15 protein-coding genes are annotated in these 18,582 nt (G+C 37.3%); 7 read left to right on the top strand and 8 right to left on the bottom strand.

Going from position 1 to position 18,582, the window contains the following annotated elements:
• Nucleotides 1–8: 8 nt before the first annotated feature.
• From acpS to rpoZ, 5 genes are all read right to left on the bottom strand, one after another.
• Complete coding sequence (gene acpS / locus ACFIK2_RS02775) at nt 9–410, bottom strand: holo-ACP synthase (protein WP_375654946.1); 402 nt, start codon at nt 408–410, stop codon at nt 9–11.
• Between the two features lie 37 nt (nt 411–447).
• Nucleotides 448–1,020 (bottom strand): DUF2062 domain-containing protein, encoded by a 573-nt coding sequence (locus tag ACFIK2_RS02770; protein ID WP_375617637.1) that lies wholly within the window; start codon nt 1,018–1,020, stop codon nt 448–450.
• A 92-nt stretch (nt 1,021–1,112) separates the two neighbouring features.
• The gene (pyrE, locus tag ACFIK2_RS02765) at nt 1,113–1,691 is read right to left on the bottom strand and encodes an orotate phosphoribosyltransferase (protein ID WP_375617711.1); all 579 of its coding nucleotides are present in this window, start codon (nt 1,689–1,691) and stop codon (nt 1,113–1,115) included.
• A 16-nt stretch (nt 1,692–1,707) separates the two neighbouring features.
• Nucleotides 1,708–3,933 (bottom strand): RelA/SpoT family protein, encoded by a 2,226-nt coding sequence (locus ACFIK2_RS02760; protein ID WP_375634164.1) that lies wholly within the window; start codon nt 3,931–3,933, stop codon nt 1,708–1,710.
• Nucleotides 3,934–4,061: 128 nt separating this feature from the next.
• Entirely contained in the window at nt 4,062–4,460 is a 399-nt protein-coding gene (gene rpoZ, locus ACFIK2_RS02755; RefSeq protein ID WP_375617635.1) for a DNA-directed RNA polymerase subunit omega, read from the bottom strand.
• Nucleotides 4,461–5,025: 565 nt separating this feature from the next.
• On the opposite strand from rpoZ, the gene ACFIK2_RS02750 reads away from it, so the two are divergent.
• Nucleotides 5,026–5,694: a uracil-DNA glycosylase gene (locus ACFIK2_RS02750; protein ID WP_375634305.1), complete on the top strand. Its 669-nt coding sequence runs from the start codon at nt 5,026–5,028 to the stop codon at nt 5,692–5,694.
• Nucleotides 5,695–5,742: 48 nt separating this feature from the next.
• On the opposite strand, the gene smpB is transcribed toward ACFIK2_RS02750, so the two are convergent.
• Together smpB and dapA are read right to left on the bottom strand one after the other, a co-directional pair.
• The gene (gene smpB, locus ACFIK2_RS02745; RefSeq protein ID WP_012231306.1) at nt 5,743–6,219 is read right to left on the bottom strand and encodes an SsrA-binding protein SmpB; all 477 of its coding nucleotides are present in this window, start codon (nt 6,217–6,219) and stop codon (nt 5,743–5,745) included.
• An 18-nt stretch (nt 6,220–6,237) separates the two neighbouring features.
• Nucleotides 6,238–7,122 (bottom strand): 4-hydroxy-tetrahydrodipicolinate synthase, encoded by an 885-nt coding sequence (dapA, locus tag ACFIK2_RS02740; protein WP_375612952.1) that lies wholly within the window; start codon nt 7,120–7,122, stop codon nt 6,238–6,240.
• Nucleotides 7,123–7,373: 251 nt separating this feature from the next.
• On the opposite strand from dapA, the gene ACFIK2_RS02735 reads away from it, so the two are divergent.
• Nucleotides 7,374–9,467, top strand: coding sequence for a lytic transglycosylase domain-containing protein (locus ACFIK2_RS02735; protein WP_375676870.1), 2,094 nt, complete (start codon nt 7,374–7,376; stop codon nt 9,465–9,467).
• A gap of 976 nt (nt 9,468–10,443) precedes the next feature.
• Here the strand turns inward: ACFIK2_RS02735 and ACFIK2_RS02730 are convergent.
• Nucleotides 10,444–11,214: an energy transducer TonB gene (locus ACFIK2_RS02730; protein WP_375661839.1), complete on the bottom strand. Its 771-nt coding sequence runs from the start codon at nt 11,212–11,214 to the stop codon at nt 10,444–10,446.
• Between the two features lie 243 nt (nt 11,215–11,457).
• On the opposite strand from ACFIK2_RS02730, the gene ACFIK2_RS02725 reads away from it, so the two are divergent.
• From ACFIK2_RS02725 to ACFIK2_RS02705, 5 genes are all read left to right on the top strand, one after another.
• Nucleotides 11,458–13,635, top strand: a complete 2,178-nt coding sequence (locus ACFIK2_RS02725; protein ID WP_375676869.1) for a TonB-dependent hemoglobin/transferrin/lactoferrin family receptor — start codon at nt 11,458–11,460, stop codon at nt 13,633–13,635.
• Between the two features lie 263 nt (nt 13,636–13,898).
• On the top strand, nt 13,899–14,942 hold the full coding sequence (locus ACFIK2_RS02720) for a hemin-degrading factor (RefSeq protein ID WP_375634304.1): 1,044 nt from the start codon (nt 13,899–13,901) through the stop codon (nt 14,940–14,942).
• 13 nt (nt 14,943–14,955) lie between these two features.
• Nucleotides 14,956–15,858 (top strand): hemin ABC transporter substrate-binding protein, encoded by a 903-nt coding sequence (locus ACFIK2_RS02715; protein WP_375634174.1) that lies wholly within the window; start codon nt 14,956–14,958, stop codon nt 15,856–15,858.
• A 5-nt stretch (nt 15,859–15,863) separates the two neighbouring features.
• A complete protein-coding gene (locus ACFIK2_RS02710; RefSeq protein ID WP_375617630.1) occupies nt 15,864–16,961 on the top strand; it encodes a FecCD family ABC transporter permease in 1,098 nt (365 codons plus the stop codon).
• Nucleotides 16,958–17,791, top strand: coding sequence for a heme ABC transporter ATP-binding protein (locus ACFIK2_RS02705; RefSeq protein ID WP_375634176.1), 834 nt, complete (start codon nt 16,958–16,960; stop codon nt 17,789–17,791). Before ACFIK2_RS02710 ends, ACFIK2_RS02705 begins: the two co-directional genes overlap by 4 nt.
• The last annotated feature ends 791 nt before the right edge of the window (nt 17,792–18,582 follow it).

Here is an 18,582-nt window from a genome sequence, read left to right as displayed (position 1 = left end):
CACGCCATCTATCCACGTGGAAGTGCTTCGATAATAATAAATGCCTGTGCCCAAGGAAAATCATCTGTTATGCTAAGATGAATAACTGCATCATGATGAGGAGGTAATAACTTTTGAAGTTGCATTTGCGCACAATTTGTTAATTGCATTATTGGTTTACCAGATGGCAAATTAACTACCCCCATGTCTTTCCAATTGATACCACAAGCGATTCCCGTTCCTAAGGCTTTAGCACATGCTTCTTTCGCAGCAAATCTTTTTGCATAGGAAGAGGAGCTTTTTTTGAGATTTTCAGATCTATTTCTTTCAATATCCGTAAAAATCCGTTGGATAAAACGCTCACCATAACGAACCAACATTTTCTCAATACGTCGTATATCAACCAGATCATTTCCAAGACCAATAATCATAAGATATTACCCGATCTTTCTTACGATGAGCGCTTCTTTAAACGCCTTTTTTTATAATCTTTTGATATCGCTTTTGTTTAAAACGAACCGTTGCTCTGTAAACACCTATATAAGATAAACCACCAAAAACAATACCTAAAAGAGTTCCCCCTAAAATCATAGGACTCATAATTGTATCCCATGCGCCTTTAAAGAGGAGAGAGAGATTTGACAATGTCAAACCATTAAATAGAGCACGAATTTGCGAAAGAGAAATCTCTTTGACATCGCTAAAAAGTGATAAACAAAAATACCCTACTTTATAATCAGCCATGACAATCAATAAAAATGTGAGTGGATTAGAAAAAATTGTCCCAATGATTGCGGCAGCAAAGTTTGCACGCAAAAGCCAAGAAAAAAATATTGCCAAAATAATATGCAACCCAAAGAAAGGTGAACAAGCTAAAAAAACGCCAACAGCAACCCCTAATGCTACTTCATGCGGTGTTGCTGATATACGCAAAATACGTTTATGTATGTAGCAAAATGAGCGAGAAAATGAACGACGTGGCCATAACCAAAGTCGAATACGCGTTACAAAATCTATTGGTTTTCGACGACGAAAAAGCATATGACTCTCAATATACATCTTTTGATGATGAAATAATCTATATCATCCAAATTAATCTTTTTAAGCTTTTGCACAAAAAAATAGAACGACAATTAAATATTTCGACTGCCTGGTTTAATCGCGGGAAGAACAGAAAGCTCTGCAGGAAGTGCATCACTAGCATAAGAGGTTATCTCGTATTCAGCAAGCGCAATCAATGGAACTCCAACATTGACCTTACCACCAGAACGATCAAGGATACATGCACTGGCCAATACCTCTGCTCCTGCTGTAACAAGCGCTTCAACAGTCTCACGAATGGAAAGACCCGTTGTTACAATATCTTCAACAATAACAACCCGTGCACCCTTCTTGATTTCAAAACGACGCAATTCAAAGATGCCATTTACACGCTCTACCCAAAGAGAAGGAACACCAAGGTGACGTGAAGTTTCATAGGAAGGAATAAGACCCCCAATTGCGGGACCAACAACATAGTCAATTTTTCCCTCGATAGATTTTTTGATTTTTTCAGCCAATCCACGACATAACTTTTCCGTCAAGTCAGCATGCATGAATACTTTCGCTTTTTGCATATAAGTCGCACTATGGCGCCCCGATGTTAAAATAAAATGCCCTTTTAGAATAGCATCTGCTTGTTTAAAAATATCAATGACATCTTGTGTATTCATTGCAAAATCTTTCTTTTTATCCATGAACCCGCCGTACTGTACTTACTGAACCTGCCTTTTTTAACTGAGAAAAAATACGATTCAAATGTTTTAAATCCCACACTTCCAAATCAATCATAATTTCTGTAAAATCTGGTGCTGTACGGATAAAAGATAAATTTTGGATATTGGCATCGTTAGCAGAAATTATTTGTGTAATTTCAGCCAAAGAACCAGGACTATTTACAACTAAAATATTCATCCGTGCAGGAAAACGTTCATTCATTTGGGCATCAATATCCCAGCGGACATCAATCCATCGTTCTGGCTGATCATCATACGCCATCAAAGCTGAAGACTGTATTGGATAAATAACAATCCCAGCTCCTGGCTGCATAATACCAACAATCCGATCTCCAGGTACTGCTCCTTCCGGTGAAAAACGTACGGGTATATCTCCACGGGTTCCTCTAATAGGCAAGGCTTTAGATTGATGATTCTCGACCATTCCATTCTTTTCATTTTCTGGAACTTTAAAAATCATACCTTGAGCATTTTCAATATTAAACCAACCTTCTTCCCCAGGCTTAAAAGATGACTTTTGTACCACACGGTGATCTTGATAATCAGGATAAACCGCTTTAATCACATCAGCGGAAAACAGCTCTCCACGCCCAACAGCAGCCAATACATCCTCTACATCTTTACGTGCTAAACGTGGCAAAACTTTCTTCAAAAGGTCTTTTGAAAATTGCTTTCCCATATATTCAAATGAACGCTCTAGAATACGATATCCTAAACCCGAATATTGTTTACGTACCGCTGCACGACTTGCTCGTCGAATAGCTGAACGTGCTTTACCCGTGACAACAAGAAATTCCCATGCTGCTGGCGGAATTTGAGCGTGTGAGCGAATAATATCAACCTCATCACCATTTTTTAATTTGGTCATTAAAGGCATAATACGACCATTGATTTTTACACCAACACAAGAATCACCGATATCTGTATGGACGGCATAAGCAAAATCAATAGGCGTAGCTCCTTTAGGAAAAGCAATTAATCGACCTTTCGGCGTAAAACAAAAAACTTGGTCTTGAAAAAGCTCAAGTTTTGTATGTTCTAAAAACTCTTCTGGATTATCTCCATCAGACAAAGATTGTATCGTTTGACGCAACCATGCATAGGCATTCGTTTCACTTGATAACTTCACAGTCGAATAATTGGAACCGTGCTCTTTATATATGGAATGAGCAGCAACCCCATATTCAGCAACTTCATCCATAGCAGCCGTTCTAATTTGCAACTCAACACGTTGTCTTGAAGGACCAACAATTGTTGTATGAATAGAACGATAATCATTTTGCTTTGGTATAGAGATATAATCTTTAAAACGACCAGGAACCATTGGCCATGTCGTATGAATGACACCAAGAGCACGATAACAATCATTCACGGACTCAACAATCACACGAAATCCAAAAATATCCGATAATTGTTCAAAAGATAATGCTTTACTTTCCATTTTGCGAAAGACTGAATAAGATTTTTTCTGACGGCTTTTAACATCTGCTTTAATGCCATGCTCGAAAAAAAGTTTTGTCAATTCATTTTCAATTGTGGAAAGCAAATCACGGTTGTGTTTCAATAATTCAGAAAGTCGATTGGTAATCGTACGATAACCTTCTGGATTTAAATAAAAGAAAGAGAGATCCTCTAATTCCTCACGCATATCCTGCATACCCATACGACCTGCAAGTGGCGCATAGATATCCATCGTCTCCTCAGCAATTCGCCGACGTTTATCATCACGCATAACACCAAGGGTACGCATATTATGAAGACGATCAGCAAGTTTGACTAAAAGAACACGAACATCATCAGAAATAGCTATAAGAAGTTTACGAAGATTTTCTGCTTGTACGGCTTTCTTTGATACAAGATCAAGCTTATTAAGCTTTGTAAGCCCCTCAACCAACTTTCCAATTTCAGAACCAAAAAGCTGATCAATTTCTGCTCGTGTAGCGCTTGTATCTTCAATTGTATCATGCAAAAGAGCAACAGCAATCGTTGCCTCGTCCAACCGCATATCTGTCAAAATAGCAGCAACTTCTAAAGGATGAGAAAAATAAAGATCACCTGACGCACGCTTTTGATGTGCATGCTTTTTCATTGCATAATCATAGGCCCTGTTTAAAAGAGCCTCATCTACGTCAGACTTGTAACGTTGAACACGTCCAACAAGCTCACACTGACGCATCATACGAGCATATCCTTTATCTTTTCACACCCCTAATCTTTATTGAACACGTCCTATTAATAAAAGACACGAAAAATAATTGCTCCTCACATGACAAAGTATCTTTACCCCTTTAACATAAATTGCTGCAATTAATAATCGTCACTTTTTTCTGGAACAACCAAACCTTCAATACCCGCTAAAAGCTCTTCTTCTGACATATGATCAAATGAAGTACCTTCTTCTTGCGACGACGTATTAAAAACACTTTCAGCTTCACCTGAATGGGTAATAAATCCACTTGCCATTTCTGGCTCATCTACTTCCACATGCTTTTGCAGCGAATGAATAAGGTCTTCCTTTAAATCAGCAGGCGACAATGTTTCTTCTGCTATTTCACGCAAAGCAACAACTGGATTTTTATCATTATCACGATCAACCGTAATCTGCGCTCCTTGTGAAATCTGACGCGCCCGATGACCTGCTAAAAGTACCAATTCAAAGCGGTTGTCAACTTTATCAATACAATCTTCTACCGTTACGCGGGCCATTTATGCCTCTTTCTCAAATAAAAAAATAATAGCGGATAAAGGAGTATATACAATAATCAAAATAAAACACAAGAAAAACAACACAAACTTTTATATTTTTTGATTAAAGAACTTATTTAAAAAAATTCTTGGAAAATTTATAAAAATGTATAACCTATCCATGCTCGTTATCAAAATTTCTTTTAAAAGCATTCCAATAGATTGACTTCAAACAAAGGGAGGTCTTTCTTGACAAAATACTTGTCTGGAGTCCTTATCCTTTTAAAAGGAATACCTGCTGTTTAAACCCTTTGCAATAACAGCAGCCTTATACATACTTTTTATGATAATATCTTCATCTAAAGAGAGAACTTTTTTCTTTGAACGTCATGTGTATCGCACTCTTATTCATCGAATAAATTACTGAAAAATGACCTCTCTTTACACAATAATGAGCAATAAGTTTATATTAAACTTTCTTCTAAAAAAGTTTATTTATATTCATTATAGATTGTTTATCAAAACATAACCCGTCATATACGCTATAAAGACTCAAAAAATAGAAAAACGATTGATGCCTAACACCATGAATAGCCAATTAACATCACTGTGCCCAGAACCACCCAAAAATTGCAATTTATGTCCGAGGCTTCATCAATTTATCGCTGGCTGGCGTGCAAAAGAACCAAGTTGGTATAACGCACCGGTGCGCCCATTCTTTCCTTATAAAGGGCCAGATACAACACGCCTTCTTATTGTTGGGCTTGCTCCTGGATTACGCGGAGCAAATCGAACTGGACGTCCATTTACTGGTGATTATGCTGGGCACTTACTTTATTCAACTTTAAAAAAGTTTGGTTTTGCCCAAGGAACCTTTGAAGAAAGAGCAGACGATACTCTTGAACTTATTGATGCAGCAATTGTTAACTCTGTTCGTTGTGTTCCACCAGAAAATAAACCCACCGGTGCAGAAATTAACACGTGCCGCTATTTCTTCTCACCTCTTTTAACAAATCTTCCCAAACTTAAAGCCGTTATTACCTTAGGCACCATTGCGCACCATTCAACGATACGTGCCCTTAATGCAAAAGTTTTAGCTCACCCTTTTGGACACGGCGAAATCAATAACATCGGCAGATTACGCATCTTTTCGAGCTATCACTGTTCTCGTTATAATACAAATACTGGACGTTTGACAGACGCCATGTTTCATCAAATCTTTCAAGCAGCAAAAACATACTTAAATCAATGCTAAAACTGTTTTAAACAGTGCTATGAATAAAGAATATCTAGATCGCATCCATTAGCCATACCTTTTTAAAAGTCTTGCTTTTTCACGTCCCCAATCGCGTTTTTTTTCCGTTTCGCGCTTATCATGAAGCTTTTTCCCTCGCGCTAGAGCGATCTCCAACTTAACGCGCCCTCGTTCATTAAAATAAAGTTTGAGAGGAACAAGTGTCATTCCTTCACGAGACGTTGCATTAAAAAAACGTGCCATCTCACGTTTTGAAAGTAATAATTTGCGCAAACGTCGTGGTTCATGATTAAAACGATTAGCCTGCGTATATTCAGGAATATAGCTGTTTACTAACCATAATTCCCCATTCTCAAAACTCGCATAGCTTTCAGCAATATTGGCATGATTAGAACGTAAGGACTTCACTTCCGCTCCCTGAAGGACAAGACCAGCCTCGAGATTATTAAGGATTTCAAAATTAAAACGTGCTTTACGATTGTCAGCAATTATTTTCCGTACGGGCGCGTTCTTTTTTTTATTCATGGCTTTGTCAATATCATTTTATGCTTTTAAAAGACCAGCATGACTGAGGGCTGCATCAATAATCTTCTTTGTTCTTTCTGTTAATGGAACAATAGGAGAACGCACAGTATCACCACAAAATCCTAATTTTGCAGCAGCATATTTAATACCTGCTGGACTAGGTTCAATAAATACAGCACGATTAAGAGGCATCAAGCGATCATTTAATTCTCGTGCTGTTTTATAATCACCACGAAAACAAGCGGCTTGAAGCTCTGCACAAAGCTTTGGAGCAACATTAGAGGAAACTGAAATACACCCCATACCTCCATGTGCATTAAAACCTAACGCCGTACAATCATCACCGGAAAGCTGCACAAAATCTTTTCCACACTTTTCACCTTGTTCACTAACGCGCTCAATTCTGCTCGTTGCATCCTTAACACCAATGATATTGTTAAAATCTTGATAAAGGTCTTTCATCGTTTCTACAGCCATATCGATAATAGAACGACCAGGAATATTATAAATTATAATTGGAATAGAAACAGCTTTGGCAATGGAAGAAAAGTGCTTGTATAAACCAGATTGATTTGGTCTATTATAATAGGGAGTGACAACCAAAACTGCATCTGCACCAGCTTTTTGCGCGTATTGTGCAAGCTCTACGGCCTCACTTGTGCTATTTGATCCCGCTCCAGCAACAACAGGAACACGCTTTGCAACCTGCTCAACACACAATTCTATAATCCGCTTATGTTCTTCATGACTTAACGTTGCTGATTCACCTGTTGTCCCAACAGGGCTTACACCGTTAATCCCTTGTGTGATCTGCCATTCAACAAAATCACAAAACGCCTTCTCATCAATCGCGCCCTTGTTATCAAACGGTGTGATAAGCGCAGTTATAGCTCCCTTGAGCATGATAAACTCCCTATAATGTTTGCTTTTATTTTTTTTATAATCGCCTTTTATAAATTTTAAATAGAGCATAATCTTGCTCTATCATTGAAGCAAGATGAATTTCAAAAAAAGCCCCCATAAGATGAAAATGTCCCTCCTTAAATGTTAAACATTTCTTTAAAATAAGCCGTCTATATTAACGCGTTTTTCATGCTTGTGTTCTATAAATCCTTAAGTTTTTACAAAAAGCAAGGTCTCAAGGTCTTTTCTCTATGCGTGTATTTTCCACCTCTCTTTTCGTATCAACCTTTACTGCACTTATACTGGCAATAAGAATTTTATTTTCAAGTGCACTTGCACAAACACCGCTTTTACATGGGAAAGTACCAATCCCTTCGACACGTCCTACCCCCATTGCCATAAAACAAGAAGCTCAAGAACCTCTTCAACAGAGACACACGACATCGCACAATACTGCGACACTCAAACAACTAAAAGCTGGATTAGATGCACTAGCAAACAACAATATTGCAAAAACAATAAATCTTCGTAATTCAATGGAAAAACATAGCCTTGATCGTTATATTTTGACATGGGCGCTAGGACTATCAAAGCAAAATAATATACCAAGCTCTGAAATATCTAATGCAATTAACATGCTAAAAGGATGGCCTGGTATAGAAACGATGCAACGCAATGCTGAACGTGCTTTTCTTAACGAAACCAATATCACACACGCCATTATCCAAAAATTTTCTCATCATCCCCCCCTTACAGCACAAGGCATGGCTCTCTTTGCTAAAGCACTCATTGCAACGGGACAAATCACCCGTGCTCAACACATTATTGCACCATGGTGGCATAAAACACGGCTTAATGCACAAGAAGAAGTATTTGTTCTTAAAAATGCAAGTGCTGCCTTAAAACCTATTGATCATTTAAAACGCATGCAGTTTATGTTGTATGCACATCGTTTTGATTCAGCGGCACGCGTTGCAAAATTAGCCCATGCTCAATCTCTTTTTGATGCTTTTGTAGCCGTTGAAAAAAATGATCCTAGAGCTACACAAAAATTAAAAGCTGTAGAGAGATCATGGAAAAAAGATCCTCTCTTCCAGTTTGCTCGAATGCGCCATCTGCGGCGAACAGAACAATATGATGCAGCCGCAACACTCATGATGAAAACATCACAAGATGCATTCCATCTTATGAACCCTCAATCATTGTGGAAAGAGCAACGCGCCCTTTCTCGTGAAATGCTTGATTTAAACAAACCCCAAATAGCTTATCAACTCGTTGCAAGGCACACTGGTATGACATCTGCATTAGCCGTCGATGCTGAATTTCACGCAGGATGGTATGCACTACGGTTTCTTCATAACCCTAAGTTGGCAATGCAGCATTTTTCACGTATTCCTCAACTCTCTTCTTTACCTTTTTATGCATCACGTGGATATTACTGGATGGGACGAACAGCAGAAGCGCTAAAAGAACATCAAAATGCCCAGCAATACTTTCATCGCGCCGCTCATTTTGGCGCAACGTATTATGGTCAATTAGCCGCTGCGCGACTCAACCAAAAAAAAATTAATATCTCTTTTCCTAAACCAACAATCGCTGAGCGACAACATTTTAGTGCACGAAAAGCGATCAAAGCAATTCAACGTCTTGAAGAAGCTGGATATGCTGAGTTTGCTAAAGTTTTTTATAGAGAACTCGGAAAAAAAATAGAAAGCCCCGGTGAATTAGCTCTTCTGGCTGTTATGGCAGAAAAAAATGGTGACTATTATACCAGCCTCAGAATCGGAAAAATGGCTGCTTTCCTAGGAAAAAATGTCGGAGCACTCTCTCATCCTCTGGGAGCTATACCAGACTCTGCTCATATTTCTGTAGAAGAAAAATCGCTTATCTATGCCATTGCACACAAAGAAAGCGAATTTAATCCAACAGCCATATCACAAGCAGGTGCACAAGGGATACTCCAATTGCTTCCTACAACTGCAGAAGCACTAGCAAAAAAATACTCAATCGCATGGTCTCCTAAAAGATTTAGCAGTGATGCGCGTTATAATGTGACATTAGGCACCCATTTTCTCAATGAACAATTGGAACGTTTTAATGGATCCTATATACTAACTCTTATTGGCTATAATGCGGGTCCCCGTCGAGTCAATGAATGGATAAAACGTTATGGCGATCCTCGAGGTCAATCTCTCGATAACGTCATTGATTGGATTGAACGTATTCCTTATACAGAAACACGTAATTACGTGATGCGTGTCATGGAAAATTATGGTGTCTACAAAGCAAGACTCACTGGGAAAATAGATATAAAAACCGACTTGCTTTCTGGTCGACGGAAATAATATGCCTTAACTTCCCAAATAGCATTTGAAAGCGTTGATAAGAAGTGTTTTTATTCCTTTTTAAATAGTACCATACCCACTTTCTTAGGACGTATAAGAAAGTAATTTTAATTGATTCAGTATTAATAAATTCGAAATGATGAATTATCATTATAAATCAACAGGTAGTACAAATAATTCATTTCTTCTCAACATAGATGACAATATCATAGAGATTACAAATATAAGAGAAGAGTGAAACAAATAGCTCATCCTTTTACTGTTGCTTATTAGTCAATATTCAAATCTTGTGAAACAGCTTATTTTAAGACTATTTTTTCTGCTTACAATATTTCTATACCCAATAGGGGCGCATTATTGTGTATATCGTTTAGATTATCTCTGATAACAGAAAGAGAGACACATTGAGTTAGAAAGCCTTAAAGACAAACAATTCTCTTCTGCCCCTTCCCTTTTCATTCGGTTTTACGACTTTTAAATATGTCAATATCTTTTAATAATAAAGATGAATCTTTGCTTTTTTCTCATTTTTACATATAAGCTCACATCCTTTACACAAAACAGAGCATCCCCAAATAGTATGTTTTTCTTATTTATATTATTGTTTTATTTTAATGTTTCTAAGTCCATTTCACAACGGTGTATCTGAAAAGTACTTACGAAAATCCTCTCACGAATGGTATAAAAATCGATTAGACACGATTAACCTTTAATTAATAAAACCTATAGCTCTATCATCCCTTAACTCCCAATGTTGCAAAAGCCCTTTCATTTAGAGCACTCATAAGAAGTATATTCACTGCTTTTTAGAAGTTTTTTATTCATGCTCCTCCTCAACTTGTATCATAAGTAAGCAGATGGTTTTGATTGATTCAACATCAAAAAAATTCGAATAAATTATATTTGAACTTTCATCAAAATTATAAACAATCATTATAAATCAATATATTATAAGAAAAGCGCCCCGCATAAAAAATCAGCTAAATATTAGGGATACTCTAATTGTTTTATTCACTTTTGATGGTGGTGGTGGTGGAAAAGAACCAACGCGTTGAAGGGCTGCCATCGCTAATCGATCAAGTTCCGGATCACCAGCAGAGACTGCTACACGACTAGAAAAAATACTCCCCTGCTCATGCACCATAAATTCTAACTTCACCGTTCCTTTTGTACGATTGGTGCGCTGTCCCACAATATAATTTTTTTGCCTTTCTAATTGTGACTGTACCTTTGCTAACCACTCCATTAACAACATATCTTCAAGCCCTGCTGTACCACCGCCCTTGTTGATGGAAGAAGAACGTACCGCCTTTGCATTGGAGCGCTTTACTACAGCCTTTGGCATCGGTATTGTTTTTTTGATAAACGCTTTATGCTCCACTTTTTGAGGTAGGGGTTCTTCCAAAGGCTTTAAGTCATCTTGTTCTACTATATGCTGAGGTTCTTCCGATTGAACTTCATCCACGGATTCCAATCCTTCTGACTCCTGCTCTAGGAGATCAGACTGTAATACTTCTTGCTCTGTATTAATATCCGACTCTCTATGAATATCTGGCAAATCTGTATCAACATCCGGATATACAGTTTCTTGCACAAAATTCAGCATAATCTCCGACGAGAGCAAACCATTACTTATACCAGTACTTTGAAAATAAAACTGTGCTGCTAATAATACATGCAAAAAGAAAGCCCCAATAAATGCACCAATCCAAAGAGTTAATAATTGTTTCGTATTTGCAAAATTCATCGTTTCTTCTGCCACTATTTTAAGCTTAATATTGGTGTTCAATCTCATTAAAACAGGCTATTTTGAAATTGCAACTTTTTTCTTGACTGATTTTGTCATGTTTAATATGGTCTTCTAATGATTTTGTGCCGTTGTCAAAATCATTCCTACTTGGCTGGCAAGTTTTAATCAGTGAGTCCAGCCTTTTTGTATTAAAAAAATTTCAAAACAGAGAGGGGATGGTTAAAAGGGTTATGATGTGTTATGCAAATAAGACGAAAAAATATCTATAAAAGCTGTGTAATTTTAAGTGCATTATCGGTCTGTATACCTTCATTTGTTTTTGCACAAAATAAAGATGGAAGTGCTGTCACTGAACTTAAACCAATCCTTATTAAAGGAAAAAAAATAGAAGATGCTTCAAATTCAATAACCATTCTGACTGATCGTAAGACCAACAAGAATATTGATGAAAGACAAATAACTGATGTTTATGATGTGAGTCGTCTTAATCCTTCCGTATCCTATAACTCAGAAAATAACAGTTTCGTTATTCGGGGTTTAGATGCAAACCGTGTTCTTACGACAATGGATGGTATTTCTCTTCCATGGTTTAATGATATATTCCGTGGTGGAGGTGGAAACACAACTTTTGATTTCAATGCTCTTTCTACGTTTGATACTATTCAAGGATCAGATTCTAGTCTTTATGGTTCTGGCGCCTTAGGGGGAATCATTGCGTTGCGTACTCTTGATCCTGAAGACCTGATCGTGGAAGAAAAGAATTGGGGAAGCCTTATAAAAGGTGGTTATAATTCTGTTGATAACAGCTGGCGCATCGATCAAACTTTTGCTGTGCGTAATTACCGGACATTTTTACTTTTTCAAGGATCTTATGTAGAAGGTCATGAGCGCAAAAATATGGGAACAGTAGAAGGGTATGAAGAACGCACGCGCAAAAACCCTTCTCACTTTGATAAAAATAACTTGCTTTTTAAAATTCATCAATATTTGAGTGATAATCACCGCCTTGGTTTTACCGCAGAGCGTTTTGGTCATAATAGTAACACACATGAATTAAATTCGTCTAAAAGATACGCTCCAGGTTCCGTTTATGAGCAGGATAATAAACTTCGTGAGCGCTTTTCTCTTTCTTATAATTATAATGGTAATGGTGATGCAGTTCTTGATGTGTTTAATGGGCAGCTTTATTGGCAAAGGCAATCAAGTCGTTACGTTATGACAGGCGTTCGTGTTTCAGCACCCAAAGGGGATTATTTGAGAGATAATTTCTTGCGTAATATCAATTATGGTTTCAATGCTGATGCCCTTAAAAAAGTGGATTTTGGCACTATAAACCATACGTTAAAGTTTGTAATGAATGTTTCGTCATCTAAATTTCATCACTATTTGTTAGGTAAAGACAACTGTCATATAAAAGAATACGCTCGGGGATGTCTTTTTGTTCCTGCTAATCGATCAGATTCACCAGACACAAATGGTTACAATTTAGGTTTTGTTTTTGAAGATGAAATTGGGTTGGTTGATGATCGTTTTCGTGTAATACCGGGAATCCGGTATGATTGGTACAAATATGTTCCTCAGAAAACACCTTCTTATGAGAAAGCATTGATTTCTGATAAATTCCCTCCAGAAAGAAGTGGTTCACGCTTTTCTCCTAAATTACGCGTGGAGTGGGATGTTCGTAATCAAGTAACGCTCTATGCTCAGTGGGCACAGGCTTTTCGTGCACCACGTATTTCAGAACTTTACGTCTCTTATATCAAACCTTCTGCTTATTATGTGAAAGGGAATCCTGATCTTCAACCAGAAACAAGCAATGGGTATGATGTTGGTCTACGGTATGGAAATGTAAATTTCGGTGGTTCCTTCAATGCCTTTTTCAATCAATATAAGAATTTCATAGATACTGAGGATAGAGGGCCATCAGAGGAATTTAGATTTGCGCGTCGGCATTACATGAATCGTTTTCACGTGCAAATTTTTGGTGTTGAAACAAAAGCCCATTTAGTTCTTAAAAATGGTTTTCATAGCAATGTTGCTCTTGCTTATTCACAAGGAAAAGATCTTGATAAAAAGGAGTATCTTAACTCAATTCCTCCTTTGAAAGCAGTTATCGGATTAGGATATGCAAAAGAGGTTTGGGGAAGCGATATTATCCTTACTTTGGCAGCTAAACGTGACAAAGTAGCCGGAGAATCTGATTACCAAAAAATTCCAGGATATCATGTCGTTGATATGACAGGGTGGTGGAAACCATTCGGTGAAACGGGACCTATTCTAAGAGCCGGTGTTTATAATCTTTTCAATACAAAATATTGGAATGTATCTGAACTTCCTTCAGGTAAAAGTTCAACACCAAAAGATTATTATAGCCAGCCTGGTCGTAACTTTAAGGTGTCGTTTGTACAAAAGTTTTAGTCACTTCTGTTAATTATTCGGTCAATAAAATCGTATTGATAAAAGGATTAATTATTGTGTTTCTATTTTCAACATCTTTTAAATTACAAAGATTTGGTAGAAAAGTTTTAATTCTTTCTGTTTTATCGTTTTTTGATTGCTCAGCTGTTGGCGATAGAGTGTTATTTTGTGATAGATTGAACTCTTAAAAGAATTTAATTTATTGCCTTGGAATTGTAAAATTTGAAAGTTAGTTTTTGAGTTAAGTAACATAAGGTAAATTCATGGCACATACAGCTGAAATGATTCTTCGTTTGCGTGAAGAAAAAAAAGAAATGCGAAACCGCGATTTTGCGGTTTCGATTGGTATATCTGAAGCAGAGCTTATTGCGGCTTATTGTACCATTGGAAAAGCAAAAAGGCTACAAACTGATGTTGCTACTCTCTTAGAAAATGCACCTCGACTTGGAACCGTCATGGTCTTAACTCGCAATGAATATGCTGTTCACGAAATAACGGGACGTTTTGAAAAAATTGTTCAAAACGAACATATTCCTATCACACTTGGTGAAATTGATTTGCGTATTTTTACAAAACAATGGAAGTTCGGTTTTGAATATGATGTCGTTATTCTTGGAAAACCTACAAAAAGTCTGCAATTCTTTGATCAACATGGCGTTGCTATTTTAAAGGTCTATTCTAAAGATATGACAAATATGGAAGAGTGGAATAAACTTGTTGAAAAGCTCCTTCTTGAAGATCAGTCTCCTGTTCTTAACATTCTTCCCGTTTTTCTCCCAGCCCAATGTGACATAACAGAATTGGATATTGAGAGTTTTCGGGATCGTTGGCGCAAAATGACAGATGTACACCAACTTCACAAAATTATTTCCGAATTTAAAATTAATCGACATCATGCTGTAAAATATGTTGGTAATGAATTTGCCGATGAATTACAGGTAAATGCTGTTGAAATAATGCTTAACCAAGTCGCACAACAAGAACTGCCAATCATGTGTTTTGTTGGGAATAAAGGGTGTATTCAAATTTTTAGTGGGACTGTAAAAAATATTAAGCAAATGGGACCTTGGCTTAATGTTCTTGATCCAAGATTTGACCTTCATTTACTCACGTCCGGAATTGCTAGAGTATGGCATGTTCGCAAACCTACCCGTGATGGTTATGTCAGTTCACTTGAAGTTTTCGATAAAGATGATGAGATGGTTATTCAATTCTTTGGCGTACGCAAGGAGGGTCAAAAAGAACGTGAAGATTGGCGTTCTTTATTGAATAGTTTGCCATCATGCCAAGAAAACAGCAGTAACTAAGATAAGGTTAGACATGTTCATATCTCTTTTACATAGGTTATCAAACCTTTTTCTTATGTGTTTACTGCTCTCTCTTACTTGTTTTTCTAAACAAGTAATTGCTGAACCTGCAACGCGTTTTCCTGAAAATGCTCGAATTGTTTCTATCGGCGGAGCACTTACAGAAATTGTCTATGCATTGGGAGCCCAAGATCAACTTGTCGCCCGTGATAGTACAAGCGTCTACCCACAAGAAGCGCTCAAGCTTCCTGTGCTTGGATATATGCGTGCTCTTTCACCTGAGGGGGTTTTATCACTTGCTCCAGAGGGTATATTGCTTGTTGAAGGAAGTGGTCCCGCTTCAACAATTGATATTCTCAAAAAAACATCGATACCTCTGGTGATCATACCAGAAGACTACTCCCGTGAAAATGTGATAGAAAAGATTCGCCTCGTTGGTCAAGCCATTCATCGGGAAGTGCAAGCCGCGGCGTTAATTGAGAAATTGAAGCGTAATTTTTTAGACAACGATGCGCTTTTGGCGAAAGTAACAACACCAAAGCGTGTTCTTTTTGTTTTCTCTGTGCAAAATGGACGCGTCATGGCATCTGGAACAGGTACTGCAGCTGATAGTATGATCAAACTTTCAGGCGCTATCAATGCTATCACCGATTATAAAGGATATAAACTTCTCAACGGCGAAGCATTATTGAAATCAGATCCTGATGTTATTTTGCTTGTAAAACATGGTGCAAGATCAACCAGCATTGATAAGATTTTAGCCATACCGGCAGTTCAAGCAACAACTGCAGCGAAAAATCATGCCATAAAACAGATGGATGCTATGTATTTTTTGGGATTTGGTCCACGTACTGCAGACGCATCAAGAGAACTTATTGAGATACTTTATGGTGCACATCAAAACGGTAAGAGCTGATAAAAATGGTAGACGGTACATCCAGGATGCATTTACCTAAAGAAAAAGAAGGTAAAAAAATAAACCGTTCAAAACAGGGGAAGATTTTATTATTAAGCTTAATAATATTCCTTATTTTCAGTATTTTTGGTGGGCTCTTGAATGGTGCAGCAAAGGTTTCTTTCGTTGATCTCCTCCATGTGATGCTTACACAAGATTTTTCGGTAAGTAGTAAAACGCGTGATTACCTCGTGCTCATCGACATAAGGCTTCCCCGTGTTATCTTGGGATTATTGATTGGAGCAGCTTTAGCTGTCTCCGGTGTTCTTATGCAAGGGCTTTTTCGTAATCCTCTTGCAGATCCCGGAATTGTAGGTGTATCAGCAGGTGCTGGACTTGGAGCAGTCTTAGCAATTGTTGTCGGCATTGCTTTTCCTGTTTCTTTTGCACCTTTTCTAGAGCCTTATAAAGTTATCATAGGTGCTTTTTTTGGTGGACTTTTATCAACGATTATTCTCTACATAATAGCAACGCATAACAGCTTTACCTCTATTGCAACCATGCTGCTTGCTGGCATTGCTCTTGGTGCATTAAGCAGTGCTGTTGTCGGAACATTGATTTTTGTCGCAAATGACCAACAACTGCGTGATATCACTTTTTGGAGTCTGGGCTCTCTTGCGGGCGCTACATGGTTGAAAGTATGGCTCGTTCTCCCTTTTATCGTTATTGGTCTTCTTTTCTCTCCCTTTTTATCACGAGCACTTAATGCCCTTGCTCTTGGAGAAGCTGTTGCTGGCCATATTGGTTTCCATATTCAACGCGTCAAAAATATTGCTATTCCTCTTGTTGCTCTTATGTGCGGCAGTGCTGTTGCTGTCAGTGGTGGTATTGGTTTTATTGGTATTATTGTTCCTCATATTTTACGTCAGCTCATTGGTCCTGATCATCGCTATCTCATTCCTTGCTCTGCTCTCTTGGGAGCAGCATTACTTATTTTTGCTGATATGTTTGCACGCTTAATTGTTGCCCCCGCAGAATTGCCGATTGGGATTGTAACAGCACTTTTTGGTGCACCTTTCTTTCTATGGATCCTTATATGCAAACGAGGAACAGACTTTTCATGATTGAAGCGACAAATATTTGTGTTCAGCGCGGAAAGAAGCAGATTCTTAAACACATTAATCTTCAAGCTAAAAGTGGTGCTTTTACCATTATTATTGGTCCTAATGGATCAGGAAAAAGTACTTTTATCAAAGCTCTGAGTGGTGAAATTCCTTACAGTGGAAAAATAACCTTAAATGGTTATAATGTATGCCAAACAAAAACTCATGTAATGGCAAAAATGCGCGCTGTACTACCACAATCAACAACGCTCGTATTTCCATTCTTAGTCCATGAAGTTGTAGGGCTTGGCCTTTCTGTAAACCAATTTAGCATTGCCAAAGCCGAATTGCAAAATCTTATCCAGAAAGCTTTAGAGTGCGTTGACCTTTCTGATTATGGCAACCTGTATTATCACCAATTATCAGGCGGAGAACAAGCTAGAGTGCAACTTGCCCGTGTACTTTGCCAAGTCTGGAAACCTGTTCATAATGGGATTCCTCGCTGGATGATATTAGATGAACCTATTGCTAGCCTCGATATTCAACATCAAATCATCGTTATGGATATTGCTAAACAATTTGCTCATTCTGGTGGCGGTGTTCTTGCTGTTCTTCATGACCTCAATCTCGCGGCACATTATGCAGATAACATGATCTTGCTCAAGGAAGGTAAGATTTATTGCGAAGGAAATGCAACTAATGTTTTGACAACACAAAATCTCCGCAATGTTTATCATTGTTCTTTAAACGTTTCTGAATTACCTAAAGAAGATATCCCTTTTATACTCCCTCAAACGACATCCTCCTATGAAATTAGATCTCTAAGCTATCGGCTTCAATCTAAAAACTAAAGTCCATAGCAAAATAAAACACGCAAATATTCAAGAATCTTTTTTATTTTTATATGAATTCCTTTTTGTCATCTATCATAAAAAAAGAAGACCAATTACCCTAAAGATATTTTTTGAAAAAAATACCAGTTTAAAATCTTTCAAGATTTTACGTAACTAAAAACATGTGAAGTTTTGTTTTGTTATCAAATTTTTAGATAATACGAATTTATACAACATAAATATGCGTTTTCTCACTCTTTCTATCACTTTTATCTTTATAAAAATGATTCAAGAAATACATACAAATGCCTTTGTTATAATAACGGGTGTATTATTTATATCTTCTAAGGACTATATAGAAATCAAGTACCTTTCTCCCCTCCATAAAAGATTTATTTGTAGCTTTAATGGTAATGTTTTCTTTATAACACATATACTTTAGCTTTTTTTATAAATAAATATTGATTTACAATGATATTTTTACTTTTCTCTCTCTATTAAAAAATTGTTTATTGGCATATCATAAAGAATTAACCTATTGAATAAAAACTTTAAAATAAACTCAATAACGCTTCTTGTAAGCCCCCTAATGCAAAAACAATACGGAATATAGGGATGAGGAGAGAGTATAGAAATAGCGTTGCTCTGCTGCTTCACAAGCATAACGATGATTCCACTCAAAGGGGTACACTATCATTTACAGATAAAGCCTCCTACCATGGCAATGCAAAGAAATGAAATCGACAACAAGGTGAAAAATATCTTTATAAGATGAATTAACTCATACAGGGTTATGCTATTTTTGCACA

It is taken from the genome of Bartonella sp. AP88XZML (assembly GCF_042195565.1).
Taxonomy (GTDB): Bacteria; Pseudomonadota; Alphaproteobacteria; order Rhizobiales; family Rhizobiaceae; genus Bartonella.
This window is presented reverse-complemented; position numbering and strand designations above follow the sequence as displayed.

Coding starts and splice junctions, on each gene's coding strand:
- acpS (WP_375654946.1), bottom strand. CDS start 410: ATGATTATTGGTCTTGGAAATGATCTGGTTGATATACGACGTATTGAG.
- ACFIK2_RS02770 (WP_375617637.1), bottom strand. CDS start 1,020: ATGCTTTTTCGTCGTCGAAAACCAATAGATTTTGTAACGCGTATTCGA.
- pyrE (WP_375617711.1), bottom strand. CDS start 1,691: ATGAATACACAAGATGTCATTGATATTTTTAAACAAGCAGATGCTATT.
- ACFIK2_RS02760 (WP_375634164.1), bottom strand. CDS start 3,933: ATGATGCGTCAGTGTGAGCTTGTTGGACGTGTTCAACGTTACAAGTCT.
- rpoZ (WP_375617635.1), bottom strand. CDS start 4,460: ATGGCCCGCGTAACGGTAGAAGATTGTATTGATAAAGTTGACAACCGC.
- ACFIK2_RS02750 (WP_375634305.1), top strand. CDS start 5,026: ATGAATAGCCAATTAACATCACTGTGCCCAGAACCACCCAAAAATTGC.
- smpB (WP_012231306.1), bottom strand. CDS start 6,219: ATGAATAAAAAAAAGAACGCGCCCGTACGGAAAATAATTGCTGACAAT.
- dapA (WP_375612952.1), bottom strand. CDS start 7,122: ATGCTCAAGGGAGCTATAACTGCGCTTATCACACCGTTTGATAACAAG.
- ACFIK2_RS02735 (WP_375676870.1), top strand. CDS start 7,374: ATGCGTGTATTTTCCACCTCTCTTTTCGTATCAACCTTTACTGCACTT.
- ACFIK2_RS02730 (WP_375661839.1), bottom strand. CDS start 11,214: ATGAATTTTGCAAATACGAAACAATTATTAACTCTTTGGATTGGTGCA.
- ACFIK2_RS02725 (WP_375676869.1), top strand. CDS start 11,458: ATGCAAATAAGACGAAAAAATATCTATAAAAGCTGTGTAATTTTAAGT.
- ACFIK2_RS02720 (WP_375634304.1), top strand. CDS start 13,899: ATGGCACATACAGCTGAAATGATTCTTCGTTTGCGTGAAGAAAAAAAA.
- ACFIK2_RS02715 (WP_375634174.1), top strand. CDS start 14,956: ATGTTCATATCTCTTTTACATAGGTTATCAAACCTTTTTCTTATGTGT.
- ACFIK2_RS02710 (WP_375617630.1), top strand. CDS start 15,864: ATGGTAGACGGTACATCCAGGATGCATTTACCTAAAGAAAAAGAAGGT.
- ACFIK2_RS02705 (WP_375634176.1), top strand. CDS start 16,958: ATGATTGAAGCGACAAATATTTGTGTTCAGCGCGGAAAGAAGCAGATT.